General features: G+C 71.0%; 13 protein-coding genes. 4 read left to right on the top strand and 9 right to left on the bottom strand.

The genetic code is table 11. From position 1 onward, the window contains the following. The first annotated feature begins 4 nt into the window (after positions 1-4). From F6J84_RS11555 to F6J84_RS11545, 3 genes are read left to right on the top strand one after another with little or no spacing between them, the layout of a single operon-like run. Positions 5-448, top strand: coding sequence for a cytidine deaminase (locus F6J84_RS11555; RefSeq protein ID WP_275094035.1), 444 nt, complete (start codon positions 5-7; stop codon positions 446-448). Next, positions 445-1,737: a thymidine phosphorylase gene (locus F6J84_RS11550; protein WP_150973903.1), complete on the top strand. Its 1,293-nt coding sequence runs from the start codon at positions 445-447 to the stop codon at positions 1,735-1,737. Before F6J84_RS11555 ends, F6J84_RS11550 begins: the two co-directional genes overlap by 4 nt. A gap of 32 nt (positions 1,738-1,769) precedes the next feature. After that, positions 1,770-2,885 carry an adenosine deaminase gene (locus F6J84_RS11545; protein WP_150973901.1) on the top strand — a complete coding sequence of 372 codons (1,116 nt, stop codon included), beginning with the start codon at positions 1,770-1,772 and terminating at the stop codon, positions 2,883-2,885. A 99-nt stretch (positions 2,886-2,984) separates the two neighbouring features. Here the strand turns inward: F6J84_RS11545 and F6J84_RS11540 are convergent, their stop codons facing one another. From F6J84_RS11540 to F6J84_RS11515, 6 genes are all read right to left on the bottom strand, one after another. After that, a complete protein-coding gene (locus tag F6J84_RS11540) occupies positions 2,985-4,136 on the bottom strand; it encodes a mannitol-1-phosphate 5-dehydrogenase (RefSeq protein WP_150973899.1) in 1,152 nt (383 codons plus the stop codon). Beyond that, positions 4,133-4,564, bottom strand: a complete 432-nt coding sequence (locus tag F6J84_RS11535; RefSeq protein WP_150973897.1) for a PTS mannitol transporter subunit IIA — start codon at positions 4,562-4,564, stop codon at positions 4,133-4,135. Before F6J84_RS11535 ends, F6J84_RS11540 begins: the two co-directional genes overlap by 4 nt. Positions 4,565-4,676: 112 nt before the next feature. Beyond that, positions 4,677-6,293: a PTS mannitol transporter subunit IIBC gene (locus F6J84_RS11530; RefSeq protein WP_150973895.1), complete on the bottom strand. Its 1,617-nt coding sequence runs from the start codon at positions 6,291-6,293 to the stop codon at positions 4,677-4,679. Continuing rightward, positions 6,290-7,984 carry a phosphoenolpyruvate--protein phosphotransferase gene (gene ptsP / locus F6J84_RS11525; protein WP_150973893.1) on the bottom strand — a complete coding sequence of 565 codons (1,695 nt, stop codon included), beginning with the start codon at positions 7,982-7,984 and terminating at the stop codon, positions 6,290-6,292. The genes F6J84_RS11530 and ptsP overlap by 4 nt, the downstream gene beginning before the upstream one ends. 7 nt (positions 7,985-7,991) lie before the next feature. Then, positions 7,992-8,267 (bottom strand): HPr family phosphocarrier protein, encoded by a 276-nt coding sequence (locus F6J84_RS11520; RefSeq protein ID WP_150891933.1) that lies wholly within the window; start codon positions 8,265-8,267, stop codon positions 7,992-7,994. Positions 8,268-8,282: 15 nt separating this feature from the next. After that, entirely contained in the window at positions 8,283-8,606 is a 324-nt protein-coding gene (locus F6J84_RS11515) for a PTS sugar transporter subunit IIB (protein ID WP_150973891.1), read from the bottom strand. A 159-nt stretch (positions 8,607-8,765) separates the two neighbouring features. Between F6J84_RS11515 and F6J84_RS11510 the strand changes: the two genes are divergently transcribed. Further along, positions 8,766-10,670: a BglG family transcription antiterminator gene (locus F6J84_RS11510; RefSeq protein ID WP_150973889.1), complete on the top strand. Its 1,905-nt coding sequence runs from the start codon at positions 8,766-8,768 to the stop codon at positions 10,668-10,670. A 24-nt stretch (positions 10,671-10,694) separates the two neighbouring features. On the opposite strand, the gene F6J84_RS11505 is transcribed toward F6J84_RS11510, so the two are convergent. From F6J84_RS11505 to F6J84_RS11495, 3 genes are read right to left on the bottom strand one after another with little or no spacing between them, the layout of a single operon-like run. Then, positions 10,695-11,291, bottom strand: a complete 597-nt coding sequence (locus F6J84_RS11505; RefSeq protein WP_150973887.1) for a GNAT family N-acetyltransferase — start codon at positions 11,289-11,291, stop codon at positions 10,695-10,697. Continuing rightward, positions 11,288-12,991, bottom strand: a complete 1,704-nt coding sequence (locus tag F6J84_RS11500) for a phospho-sugar mutase (protein WP_150973885.1) — start codon at positions 12,989-12,991, stop codon at positions 11,288-11,290. Before F6J84_RS11500 ends, F6J84_RS11505 begins: the two co-directional genes overlap by 4 nt. Further along, positions 12,988-13,818, bottom strand: a complete 831-nt coding sequence (locus F6J84_RS11495) for a purine-nucleoside phosphorylase (RefSeq protein WP_150973883.1) — start codon at positions 13,816-13,818, stop codon at positions 12,988-12,990. The genes F6J84_RS11500 and F6J84_RS11495 overlap by 4 nt, the downstream gene beginning before the upstream one ends. Positions 13,819-13,902 lie beyond the last annotated feature (84 nt).

Here is a 13,902-nt window from a genome sequence, read left to right as displayed (position 1 = left end):
ACCGATCTGCCTCCGGTCCCGCGCTCTCGACGACCGGAAGGCGATCGTGACAGACATCGACTGGGACCACCTGCGCAGCGTGGCGAACGAGGCGATGCAGCGCGCGTACGCGCCGTACTCGCGCTACAAGGTGGGGGCGGCCGCACTCGTCTCCGACGGGCGGGTCGTCTCCGGCTGCAACGTCGAGAACGCGTCCTACGGCGTGGGCCTGTGCGCCGAATGCGGACTCGTGTCCGAGCTGAACATGACCGGTGGCGGACAGCTGGTCGCGTTCGTGTGCGTCAACGGCGAGGGGGAGACGATCATGCCCTGCGGGCGATGCCGGCAGTTGCTGTTCGAGTTCGCCATCCCGGGGATGCTGCTGGAGACCGTGTCCGGCATCCGCACGATCGACGAGGTGCTGCCGGACGCGTTCGGCCCGCGCAACCTGGAAGGATTCCGCGCATGAGCGCCGTCGAGCCGTACGACGCGGTCGACGTCATCCGCGCGAAGCGCGACGGCCACCCGGTCGACGAGGCGGCGCTGCGCTGGATGATCGATGCGTACACCCGCGAGTACGTGACGGACGCGCAGATGGCTGCGTTCGCCATGGCGGTGCTGCTCAACGGCATGGAACGGGACGAGATCCGGGTCATGACCGAGGCGATGATCGCCTCGGGGGAGCGGATGAGCTTCGCCACCCTGCCGAAGACGACCGTGGACAAGCACTCCACCGGAGGAGTGGGCGACAAGATCACCCTTCCGCTCGCGCCGCTGGTCGCCGCGTTCGGCGTCGCGGTGCCGCAGCTGTCCGGACGCGGCCTCGGACACACCGGCGGCACGCTCGACAAGCTGGAATCGATCCCGGGCTGGCGCGCAGCCCTCACGAACGACGAGATGTTCGCGCAGCTCGACTCGATCGGTGCGGTCATCTGCGCCGCCGGATCCGGACTCGCGCCCGCCGACAAGCGCCTCTACGCGCTGCGCGACGTCACCGGGACCGTCGAGGCCATCCCGCTGATCGCCTCCAGCATCATGTCGAAGAAGATCGCCGAGGGCACGGCCGCGCTCGTCCTGGATGTGAAGTTCGGCTCCGGAGCGTTCATGCGGGACGTCGATCGCGCGCGGGAGCTCGCGCGCACGATGGTGGCGCTCGGCACCGACTCCGGTGTCGCCACCACGGCCCTGCTCACCGACATGAACTCGCCCCTCGGCCTCGCGATCGGCAACGCCAACGAGGTCCGCGAGTCGGTCGAGGTGCTCGCCGGCGGCGGTCCGGCCGACGTGGTGGAGCTCACCGTGGCGCTGGCCCGCGAGATGCTCACCCTGGCCGGACAGCCGGACGCCGACGTCGAAGCGGCGCTGGCGGACGGCCGCGCGATGGACGTGTGGCGACGGATGATCATCGCGCAGGACGGCGACCCGGACGCTCCGCTGCCGAAGGCGCGGGAGACCCATACGGTCACCGCGCCGAGGGACGGATACGTCACCCGCCTGGACGCGCTGCCGTTCGGCGTCGCCGCCTGGCGGCTGGGCGCCGGACGCGCCCGACCGCAGGACCCCGTGGTGCACGCCGCGGGCATCGACCTGCATGCCAAACCGGGCGACCGCGTCGCCGCCGGTGCCCCGCTGTTCACCCTGTCGGCGCAGGACGACGCGCGGTTCGCGCGAGCCCTCGACGCGCTCGAGGGCTCGTGGGAGATCGGAGACGCGGCGCCCGCCGCATCCGCCCGCGTGCTCGAACGCATCACCGCCTGACCATTCCCGCCCATCACTTCCGAGGAGCCCGCATGCCCATCGATCAGCACGGAGACGCACTGTTGGAAGGCGTGTCCCTGCGCAGCCTTCCCAAGGTGTCGCTGCACGACCACCTCGACGGCGCGCTGCGGCCGCAGACGATCATCGAACTCGCCGAGGATGCCGGTGTCGAGGTGCCCGAGCGTGACGCCGACGACCTCGCGGACTGGTTCGCGGACAAGAGCAACTCCGGTTCGCTCACCGAGTACCTGAAGACCTTCGACCTCACCACCGCGGTCATGCAGACCCGCGAGGGCCTGACCCGGGTCGCGCGCGAGTTCGTCGAGGATCTCGCCGAGGACGGCGTGATCTACGGCGAGGTGCGCTGGGCGCCCGAGCAGCACCTCGGCGGGGGACTCTCGCTCGAAGAGGTCGTCGAGGCGGTGCAGGAGGGCCTCGAGGAGGGTGAGGATGCGGCTGCGGACGCGGGACGCGACATCCGGGTGGGTCAGCTGGTCACCGCGATGCGGCACGCCGACCGTGCCCTCGAGATCGCGAAGCTCGCCGTCTCGTTCCGCGACCGGGGCGTCGTCGGTTTCGACATCGCCGGTGCGGAGGACGGCTTCCCGCCCTCGATGCACCGCGCCGCGTTCGACTACCTGGCGGGCGAGTTCTTCCCCGTGACCGTGCACGCCGGCGAGGCCGCCGGACTCGACAGCATCCGTTCGGCGCTCATCGACGGCCGTGCGCTGCGTCTCGGGCACGGCGTGCGGATCGCGGAGGACCTGGAGATCGTCTCGCGCTCCGGTGACGTCGTGGAGGTCGTCTTCGGCGACCTCGCCCGTTGGGTGCGCGACCGTGAGATCCCGCTGGAGCTCTCGCCGTCGTCCAACCTCCAGACCGGGGCCATCGCCGCATGGGGCGAGGAACTCGGGGACCACCCGATCGACCTGCTCCACCAGCTGGGCTTCTCGGTGACGGTGAACGTGGACAACCGGACCATGAGCCGCACCTCCCTGACCCGGGAACTGGCGTTGCTCGTCGAGACGTTCGACTACGGTCTGAGCGACATCGAGGCGTTCCAGCTCAATGCCGCAGCGGCGGCGTTCCTTCCGGTGGAGGAGCGCGAGGAGCTCATCGAGCTGATCGCCGAGGGCTTCGAGCGCTGACCCATCGCCACGAGGGGCCGGACCGGATCGGTCCGGCCCCTCGTGCGTGGATTCCCCCGCCGACCCGTCGCGTCGGTGCCGGTCGGGGGAGGGGACGCGTCAGGTGAGTTCGGCCTGGCGTGCCGAGATCGCCTCGCGTACGCGTTCGAACAGCGGATGCTCCGGCTCGAGGCCGGTGATCTCGGCGGTCAGCGCGGGCGCGTCGGTCTCCCGCAGCAGCCGCTGCAGTTCGACGGCCTCCGGGTCCTCCGGGGAGGAGAAGGCCAGTGCGGCGCGGATGGTGGCGACCAGCGCATCGACCGACAGGCCCTGCTCGGCCGCTTCCGCCGCCGGCCCGATGAACCGCTCGTGGCGGGAGAGCTTCCGCAGCGGCTGGCGGCCGACCCGCCAGACGGTGTCCGGCAGGCCCGGGTTGCGGAACCGGCCCAGGATCGTCTCCCGGTAGCGGGACAGCTCGTCCGGGGCGAAGCCGTGCTTGGCCATGAGCACGGCGGATGTCTCGGCCAGCGTCGCCGAGACCGCCGCGGCGATCTCCGGCACCGCGAGGGCATCGGAGATCCGCTCGACGCCCGCGCGGGCACCGTAATACGCCGTGGCGGCGTGGCCGGTGTTCACCGTGAAGAGCTTCCGCTCGATGAAGGGGGCGAGGTCGTCGACGAAGTGCGCGCCGGGGACGTTCGGGAGCGACTCTCCGAACGGGCCCTGCTCGATCGCCCATTCGTAGAACGGCTCGACGACGACGTCCACACCCGCGTCGGCGGGCTGACCGGGGACGATGCGGTCGACGGCGGTGTCGGCGAACACAGCGCGCTCGGCGATCGAGTCCCAGGCGTCCCCGGCCTGCTCGCGCATGTGCGCGCGCAGCTGGCCGGTGGCCCGGATGGCGTTCTCGCACGCCATCACCTGCAGGGGAGGGAGGGCCGGGTCGCGCGCGGTGAGCCCGGCGTTCACCAGCGGTGCCACGAACTTCAGGATGCCGGCTCCCACGGCGGTGGTCACGACATCCGCCGTCGCGATCTCGTCGATGACCGACTGCGGGTCCTCGGCGCTGTTCAGCGCGCGGAAGCCGGTGACCTCCACGTCCACGCCGCCGTCCCCGACCTCGTGCACCGTGTACGACTCGACGGAGTTGATCGCGTCCACGAGCGCCCCGGACACGTCCGAGAACACCAGCTCGTACCCGCCCTGGTGCAGGAGCAGCCCGACGAATCCGCGGCCGATGTTGCCCGCGCCGATCTGGACGGCTTTCACTGGTTCACCGTGTCGAGCAGAGCGTAGAGAGCCTCGGGGGAGTCCGCGGCCTTGAGTTTGGCCACCTCGTCCTCGTCCGAGAACAGCAGGGCGATCTGCGACAGGATCTCGAGGTGCTCGTCGCCCTTCCCGGCGATGCCCACCACGAACGTGACGGGGTTGCCGTCCCAGTCGATGCCGCCGTCGTAGCGGACCACGGAGAGGGCGGAGTCGAGGATGGCGTCCTTGGTCTCGTTGGTGCCGTGCGGGATGGCGAGTTCGTTGCCCATGTACGTCGACACGGTCTCCTCGCGCTGCAGCATCGCGTCGAAGTAGGCGTCGGTGACGGCACCTGCGGACTGCAGGATGTCGGCGGCCTCCCGGGTCGCCTCCTCGCGGCTGACGCTGCCCGGGTGGATGCGCACCTGTCCGATGCTCAGAACTGCCATGGTGTTCCCTTTCGCTTGGGGGGAGCTTTCGTCCGCGGGTCGTCCCGGGGACGGGGCCGGATGACGGATGCGGGCAGCGCGACGAGTCGACGCTGCCCGCATCCGCGGATGGTCAGCCCTGCTGACCATCCTTCTGCTGATCGACGACCAGGTCCACGACCTCGTCGTACTTCGGCGAGTTCATGAAGTTGTCGACCGACACGTGCAGGGCATCGGGCGCCTGACCGCGTGCGCGGTCGGTGAGCTGGTTCTGCGTGATGACGAGATCCGCGGAGCCGTCGAGGGCGGCGATCGCCTTGTTGGTGACGGTCACCCCTTCGACACCGGCCTTCTTGATCTTGTTGCGCAGCACGCTCGCGCCCATGGCCGACGAGCCCATGCCCGCGTCGCAGGCGAACACGATGTTGTGCACGGGCTTGACCGCGACGCGGCCGCCGTCGAGCCGGCCGCCGGTCTCCTCCTCGGTCTCGAGGCGGTCGTACTCGGCCTCGGCCTCGCGGAGTCCCTCGCGGTCCTTGTCATCGCTGACGCGCAGGGCGTCCATTGCGGCGGAGGACCGGCCCTTGTTCGCCTCGGTCTTGGCGATCGCGGCCTCGAACTCGGACAGGCCCGCGGCGAGGTCCCGCTTGCGCGACGCCCGCAGGATGATCGCGGAGATCACGAAGGTGACCGCTGCCGACAGCACGACCGACAGGACGACCCCGAAGTAGCTGTCGCTCGCGGTCTGGGCGAGCACCGCGATGATCGATCCCGGGGCGGCGGGGGCTCGCAGGCCCGCGTCCAGCAGCATGTTGGTGGTGACACCGGTCATGCCGCCCGCGATCAGCGCGACGATGAGGACCGGCTTCATGAGCGCGAACGGGAAGTACACCTCGTGGATGCCACCGAAGAACTGGATGATGGCCGCACCCGGGGCGGACGCGCGCGCGGCGCCCAGCCCGAAGAACGTGAACGCCAGCAGCAGACCGACACCAGGGCCGGGGTTCGCCTCGAGCAGGAACAGGATCGACTTGCCGTTCTCGGCCGCCTGCTCGATGCCGAGCGGGGTGAGCACGCCGTGGTTGATGGCGTTGTTCAGGAAGAAGACCTTCGCCGGCTCGATCAGGATGCTGGTCAGCGGCAGCAGGTTCGTCTCCACGAGCCAGTTCACCGCGGTGCCCAGCACGCTCATCAGCCCGTTGATGAACCAGGCCAGCGGGTAGAAGCCGAGGATCGCCATCGCGAAGCCCCAGATGCCGGCCGAGAACATGTTGACGAGCATCTCGAACCCGGCGCGGACCTTGCCGTCCCAGAGCTTGTCCAGCATCTTCATGGTCCAGGCGGCCAGCGGGCCCATGATCATCGCGCCGATGAACATGTTGATCGTGCCGAGAGGGTCCTCACCCGCCGGCAGGGCGGCGTTGAACTGCGCGATGAGCAGGTCGGACCCGGCGATGACGCCGAAGGTCGCGATGGAGCCCACGACACCACCGCGCACGCCGTAGACCATGTGACCACCGGTGTAGGCGATGAGGATCGGCAGCAGGTAGTGGATGAACGGTCCGACGATCGTCGCGAGGTCCGCGTTCGGCGTCCACCCCACGTCGATGAAGAACGCGGTGAAGATGCCCCACGCGATGAGCGCGGGGATGTTGGGCATGATCATGCCGGACAGGAACGTGCCGAAGCGCTGCACTCCCACCCGTGCCTTGTTCCCGCCGGACGTGGCGGGGGTCGACGTCGTCGTCATCGGTCTGTCTCTTTCTGTGCGGTGGCGGCCGCGGCCGCGCGGGCCGCGTCTCGGGCGGATGCCGCATTCGGCGCGGCGAGGGCTGCCTCGGCGATGCGGCGTGCATCGTCGAGGGTGTACTGCAGGAGGATGGCGCGGACGTCGGCCAGCGCGCTCGGCGCCATCGACAGGCTCGTGGCTCCGAGACCCACCAGGACGACGGCCAGGAGCGGGTCGGCGGCGGCTTCGCCGCAGATCCCGACCGGTTTGCCGAGCTCCGCGCCGGCGCGTCCGGCGGTGTGGATCAGGGTGAGGACGGCGGGATGCCACGGATCCTGGAGTGCGGAGACGGAACCGAGCAGCCGGTCGGCGGCCATCGTGTACTGGGTCAGGTCGTTCGTGCCGATCGAGGCGAAATCCGCCTCGCGCAGCACCCGGTCCGCGAGCAGCGCGGCAGCGGGGACCTCGATCATGATGCCCGCCGTCTTGATCCCGTACTCGCGGGCGAGACCGACGAAGTAGCTCGTCTCCTCGACGGTGGCCACCATCGGCGCCATGACCCAGAGGTCTGCGCCCTCCCCGTCCGCCCGGACGTCCGCATCCGCGGCCGCCAGCGCGGTGAGCTGCTCACGGAGGATGTCCTCGTTGGCGCGGAGGGCGCGCAGGCCACGCAGACCCAGCGCGGGGTTCTCCTCGTGCGCGTCGTTCAGGAACGCGAGCGGCTTGTCCGCACCGGCGTCGAGCGCCCGGACGACGACCTTCTTGCCACGGAACTCCGACAGCAGCTGCCGGTAGGACTCCCGCTGCTGATCGACGGTGGGCGCGTTCGTGGAACTCAGGAAGAGGAACTCGGTGCGGAACAGCCCCACGCCCTCGGCGCCCTGCGTCACCGCATCCGCGGCGGCCTCCGGCTTGCCGAGGTTCGCCAGGAGCGGCACCGGGGTGCCGTCGGAGAGTGCGCCGGCGGTGATCGGGGCGGACGCGGCGTTCGCGCGGGTCTCCGCACGGTTGCGTGCGCGCTGCAACTCCTCCTCGGTGGGGGAGGTGATGATCTGTCCGGCCGCGGCGTCGACGATCACGGTCTCGCCCTCGGCGAGGTCGGCCGCCGCCGCGGCGCCCACCACCGCGACGATGCCCTTCTCGCGCGCCAGGATCGCGGTGTGCGACGTCGGTCCGCCCTCGCTCGTGATGAGGGCGAGCACCTGATCGAGGTCGAGCAGGGCCGTGTCGGCGGGGGCGAGGTCGGTGGCGACGAGGACGAACGGGTGCCCGGGGTCCGGCACGCCGGGCGCCGGGACGCCGCGGAGCCGGGCGATGACGCGCTGCGCCACATCGTCCAGGTCCGCCGCACGCTCACCGAGGTAGCCGCCCACCGCGACGAGGGTCTCCCGGAACGTGGCGAATGCCTCGTGCACCGCGCGCTCGGCGGTCGCCCCCGCGGAGATGCGGGTGTCCAGCTCGGACTCGAGGGACGGGTCCTCGGCGATCATGGCCTGCGCTTCGAGCACGTCGCGCGCGGACCCGCCGGCCTGCGCGCCGCGCTCCTCGAGCTCGCGGGCCACCGCGGAGACGGCTTCCCGCACCCGCGCCGTCTCGGCCTCCGCGCCGATCGTCGAGGGCTCGTCGTCGGGGGCAGGGAGGGGTTCCGCCATGCGGGCGACCGGACCCTGCGCGACGCCGAGACCGATGCCGACTCCGGGGATGGTGGTCATCGTGACATCACTCCGAATCGTGATCGGTGGAGAGGAGGTCGGCGAGGCGATCGAGGACGTCCTCCGCCCCCTCGCCCTCGACGGTGAGCGTGACGTAGTCGCCGTGGTCGATGCCGAGCGCGATGACCCCGAGGATGCTGGCGGCGTTCACGGGAGCGCCCGCGTCCTTCGCGATGGTGACCGGAACCCCGGCGTCCTTCGCTGCCTGGGCGAAGAGCTTCGCTGGGCGGGCGTGCAGTCCGTGGGACGATCCGATGCGCACGGTCCGTGTTGCAGCTGCCATGGTGAACCCTTTCGTTCAGGCCGGTCGGCCGTCGGGGGAGGAGACCGCATCGGTGACGAGACGCAGTGTGCGCGCCCCGTCGCGGTCGGAGAAGACATCGTCGGGGAGGACGATGACCGGGACGTCGTAGGCGGCGGCATCCGTGCGGATGCCGTCCAGGGCGTCGGTCAGATGGGGGCCGATCAGCACGAGCTGCGCCTCGCCGAGCCGTTGCGGCAGCGCGGAACGGCTCACCGCAGCGGCGTCGTGATCGAGTCCCGCCCGCGCGGCTGCGCGGCGGAGCCGCTGCGCCACGAAGGTGCTGGACGCGCCCGCACCGCACACCACAAGGATCCTCATCGACCCGCCTCCTTCTCTCCTATCCTGGAAAGAAGCTGTGAGAACAGCAACCAGACGTTCTTCCGCGGGGGCGGAAATCCCGTCCGGGAGGACGCCCCGGGGTGGTCGGGGGCGTGATGGAATGGGAACAGCCGGGCGGATCGAACGCGAGAGGCAGCCGTGACACGAGTGAAGCAGGACCGTGTTCTCGGGGTGCTCGTACGCGAGCGCGACTGGGTCACCGCCGCCGCCCTCGCCGATGTCGTCGGGGTGACGCCGCGCAGCATCCGCTCCTACATCACGGCGATCAACGCGCGCGCCGCGGGGGCGATCGAGTCCAGCCCCTTCGGCTACCGCGCCTCGCAGGAGGCGGCGACCGCCCTGCGGAAACCCTCGGAGACGGGCACGCCCCGGGACCGGCTGCACACCATCGTGCGGGCGCTCCTGTCCGGGCCGGCAGGCATAGACGTCTTCGAGACCGCGGACGCCCTCTTCGTGAGCGCCGCAACGCTCGAGGCGGATCTCGGCCGGGTCCGGGGTCTGCTCGGCGGCACCCAGCTCGCCCTGGAGCGCTCCGCCTCGCGGGCGCAGCTCGTGGGCACGGAGGTGGCGCAGCGGCGCCTGCTCAGTCGTCTCGCACACGACGAGATGGATGAGGGCGCGTTCGACCTCGCGGCGCTGCGCCGCACCCTCGGCGACGGTTCGGTGGGCCCACGCGCGTTCGGCCCGTTCAAGTCCGACTTCGTCGCGCGCTTGACCGGACTCGGCTACTTCGTCAACGAATTCGGGATCGCCGACGTCATCATGCACATCGCGATCGCCGCGGACCGGGTCGCCGCGGGACGTCCCCTCGGGGACGCGGGGGTCGTCACGACACCCGCTCAGCAGTCCATCGCGGAGATCATCGACGAGCTCGCCCGGCGCCACCTGGACATCAGGCTGGGGGCGGGCGATCTGGTGCACCTCGCGACGCTCGTGCTGACCCGCATCGTCGCACCGGGGACGAGCGAGTCGCGGGCTCCGCTCGACCCGGATGTCGAACTGGCGGTGCGGGAGATCGTGGAGGAGGCGGCATCGGAGTTCCTGGTCGACATCGTCGCCACGGAGTTCATCCAGCGGCTGGCCCTGCACGTGCAGAACCTGCGCCTGCGCGCCCGGGAGCAGGCCTGGTCTCGGAACCCCCTGACCCGCTCGCTCAAATCCACCTATCCGATGATCTTCGAGGTCGCCGTCTACATCGCCTCGCGCCTGCACGAACGCCTCGAGATCCCGCTGCTGGACGACGAGATCGCCTACATCGCGATGCACGTGGGCGGGCAGCTGGAGCGCAGCCGGCGCGCAGATCACCTGCTCACTGCGACGATCGTCTGCCCGGGCTACTACGAACTGCACGAACTGCTGCGCTCGAGCGTGGACCGCTCGCTCGGCCAGGCGATCGAGGTCGTCGAGGTGGAGACACGCGTCGACCCGGACTGGACGGCGATCGACACCGACCTGGTGCTGACGACCATCGACCCGGCGATCCCGGGGGACCGGTTCGTGCGCATCCAGCCTTTCCTCACCCCGGCGGACGTGGAGCGGGTGCAGATCGTGGCCGGGCGCATCCGGCGTGGCCGTCGGCTCGCGCGGCTGCGGGCGGAGCTCGAGCGCTACTTCGACGCCTCGGCGTTCATCCGTGGTTTCGACGGCGCGGGAGGCGAGGATGCGGTGATCCGCCGCCTCGGCGGCACGCTCGTCGAGCGCGGAGTGATCGACGCCGACTACCTGGATCGCGCGATCGAACGGGAGCGGCTGTCGTCGACGGCGTTCACCGACGCGCTCGCCGTGCCCCACGCCATCGGGATGACCGCGTCCCGCACGGCCATCGCGATCGGCATCTCGGAGCACCCGATCTCGTGGGGTGACGGCCGTGTGCAGGTGGTGGCGCTCGCCGCGTTCTCGGAGAGCGATCGAGAGGCGTTCCAGACGGTCTTCGAGCAGTTCGTCGAGGTCTTCAGCGAGCGCGAGAGCGTGCAGCGCATCGTCCGGCGGGGCACGGACTTCTCCGCGTTCCTCGACGAGCTGGTCGCGGTGATCGACGGCTGATCCGCCGCGATCCGCGGGGCCGGGTCAGCGCGGGAGCAGCCGGTGCTGCAGGGCCGTGCGCACGGCCGGCCACTCGATGTCGAGGACCGAGAAGACGACGGTGTCCCGCCGTGACCCGTCCGGCATGATCATGTGGCTGCGCAGCACGCCGTCCTGCTTCGCCCCGAGCCGGGCGATCGCTGCCCGCGACTGGTGGTTGTGCCAGTGGGTGCGCAGCTCCACGGCGCGGCATCCCAGTTCCTCGAAGGCACGCGTGAACAGCAGCAGCTTGGCGGCGGGGTTGATCCCTGTGCCCTGTGCCGCCCGTCCCAGCCACGTCGACCCGATCTCGAGCCGGAGGTTGGCCGGATCGAGGTTCAGGTAGGTGGTCATGCCGACCGCTCGGTCGGTGCGCGGGTCCACGACCGCCCAGGGAGCGAGGGTGCCCGCGCGCTGCCGAGCGAGCCTGGTCTCGATCTCGGCATCCATGGCGTCCGGAGCAGGGATGCGGGTGTACCAGGTGCGCCACAACTCGCCGTCGGTGACGGCGTCGGCCAGGGCGGGTCCGTGGTCGGGGGAGAGCGGTTCGAGCCGGACCCGGTCGTTCTCCAGGAGCCGGGTCGCCGCGAACGGGTTCGTCATGACAGTGCGTCGAGGAGCTCGCGAGCGCCGGCGGCGAGAGCGGCGAGCCGCTCCTGGGCGTCGGCGGCGGAGTCGCCGCGCACGTCGAGGTACAGCTTCAGCTTCGGCTCGGTGCCCGACGGGCGCACGATGAAGCGGCGCCCGTCCTCCAGCCAGATGCGCAGCACATCCCCGGCGGGGAGGTCGTCGAATCCGGCGATGAGGTCGTCGATGCCCGTCACGGCGGTCTCGCCGATCCGTGCCGGCGGGTCCGCGCGCAGGGCGGCCATGATTCCCGTGATGATCGAGACGTCCTCGACCCGCACCGAGATCTGGTCGCTCGCGAAGAAGCCGAAGGTCCGATCGAACTCGTCCAGCAGGTCGGCGAGGGTCCTGCCCTCTCCGCGCGCCTCACCGGCGAGGCCGAGGATCGCGATGGCTGCCGAGATGCCGTCCTTGTCCCGCACGGTCTCCGGGTTCACCAGGTACCCCAGTGCCTCCTCGAATCCGTAGACGAGGCCGGGTGCGCGGGCGATCCACTTGAAGCCGGTGAGCGTCGCCCGGAACCCGAGGCCGTAGTGGTGGGCCACGGCCTCCAGCCCGGGCGACGAGACGAGCGAGCAGGCGAGCGACGCGCCCTCGGGGCGGTCCGCGGCCGAGGCGGCCAGCCGTGCGGCACGCCATCCGAGGAGGAGCCCCGTCTGGTTGCCGGTGAGACGGCGCCAGCCCCCCTCGACGGAGGCGTCGGGGATCGCGACGGCGAGCCGGTCCGCGTCCGGGTCGTTCGCGATCACGAGTTCGGCGCCGACGTCGCGGGCGGTCGCGAAGGCGAGGTCCATCGCGCCGGGTTCTTCGGGGTTGGGGAACGCGACGGTGGGGAAGGTCCCGTCCGGATCGATCTGCTCGGCGACGGGCACGGGGGCCGGGTATCCGGCTTCCGCGACCGCCCGCAGGAAGGTCTCGGCGCCGACGCCGTGCATGGCCGTGTAGACCCAGTCCAGCCCGGTCGCACCCGCCGGTGCGGGGGCGACCGCGGCCGTCGCGGCGACGTAGGCGTCGACGAGCTCCTCGGGTGCGGTGCGGAACGCCAGGGAGCGGGGGATCTCGCTGACCGGGACGGATGCCGCGATCCGTGCGATGCGGTCGTGGATCTCCGCATCCGCGGGCGGGACGATCTGTGCGCCGTCGTCGTCACCGCCGAGGTACACCTTGTACCCGTTGTCGTCGGGCGGGTTGTGGCTGGCCGTGACCATGACCCCGGCGTCCGCACCGAGCGCGCGCACGGCGAAGGCGAGGACGGGAGTGGGTAGGAGCCGCGGCAGGAGGATCGCGTCGAGGTCGGCGCCCGCGAAGATCTCCGCGGAATCGCGGGCGAACACGTCCGAGTTGCGTCGCCCGTCGTATCCGACCACCACGACCGGGTTCCGGTCGGGCCCTGCAGCGGAGCGCAGGTACGCGGCGAGGCCGGCGGCGGCCTGCGCGACGAGCACGCGGTTCATGCGCATCGGACCCGCGCCGAGCTCGCCGCGCAGGCCCGCGGTGCCGAAGGCGAGCCGGCCGGCGAAACGGTCGGCGAGGTCGCGGGAGGCCGCGGCGTCACCGGATTCCGCCGCCGCGACGAGCGCCGCGAGCTCCTCACGGGTGTCCGGGTCGGGATCCTGGGCGAGCCAGTCCCTGGCCGCATCCAGCACGGCGGGGTCGTGCCCGCCGGGCGTGTTCACAGCGCGCCGATCACGCGGGCGAGCAGGGCGGAGATGACGGGCTCGGCCTCCCGGCCCGCCTCGATGACCTCGGCGTGGCTGAGCGGGGTGGTCTGGATGCCCGCGGCGAGGTTGGTGATCAGCGAGAACCCGAGGATCTCCATGCCCGCCTGCCGGGCGGCGATCGCCTCCAGCGCGGTCGACATGCCCACGATGTGGCCGCCGATCGCCTTCGCCATCCGCACCTCCGCCGGGGTCTCGTACTGCGGTCCGCGGAACTGGCAGTAGACGCCTTCCTCCAGCGAGGGATCGATCGTGTGCGCGAGGTTCCGCAGACGCGTCGAGTACAGGTCGGTGAGGTCGATGAAGGTGGCGCCCTCGAGCGGGGAGTCAGAGGTGAGGTTGATGTGGTCGCTGATGAGCACCGGCTGGCCCGGCTTCCAGTGCGGCTTGATCCCGCCCGCGCCGTTGGTCAGCACCATAGTCGTGGCCCCCGTCGCCGCTGCGGTGCGCACGCTGTGCACCACGCGGCGGACGCCGTGGTTCTCGTAGTAGTGGGTGCGAGCGCCGATGACGAGCACGTTCTTCCCGTTCGGCGTGCGGACGCTCCGGAGCGTCCCCACATGCCCCTCGAGGGCAGGCTTGCTGAATCCGGTCACCTCGTCTGCGGGGAGGGTGGCCGTGGTCTCGCCGATGAGCTCGGCGGCCTTCCCCCAGCCGCTGCCGAGGGTGAGGGCGATGTCGTGATGCCCGACACCCGTGAGCCGCGCGATATCGTCGGCAGCCCGGCGTGCGACCTCGAACGGATCGGCGGCCGGGTCGTCGAGGGGATTGCTGGTGGTTGCCATCCCCACAGCTTAGGAACCCGCGCGGCGCGGGGCCACTCGGCGGGCTCGTTTCGTTCCGTGCGTGCGCGCGGGTGAGAATGGGGG

Origin of the sequence: Microbacterium caowuchunii (assembly GCF_008727755.1) — a bacterium.
GTDB classification, from domain to species: domain Bacteria; phylum Actinomycetota; class Actinomycetes; order Actinomycetales; family Microbacteriaceae; genus Microbacterium; species Microbacterium caowuchunii.
This window is presented reverse-complemented; position numbering and strand designations above follow the sequence as displayed.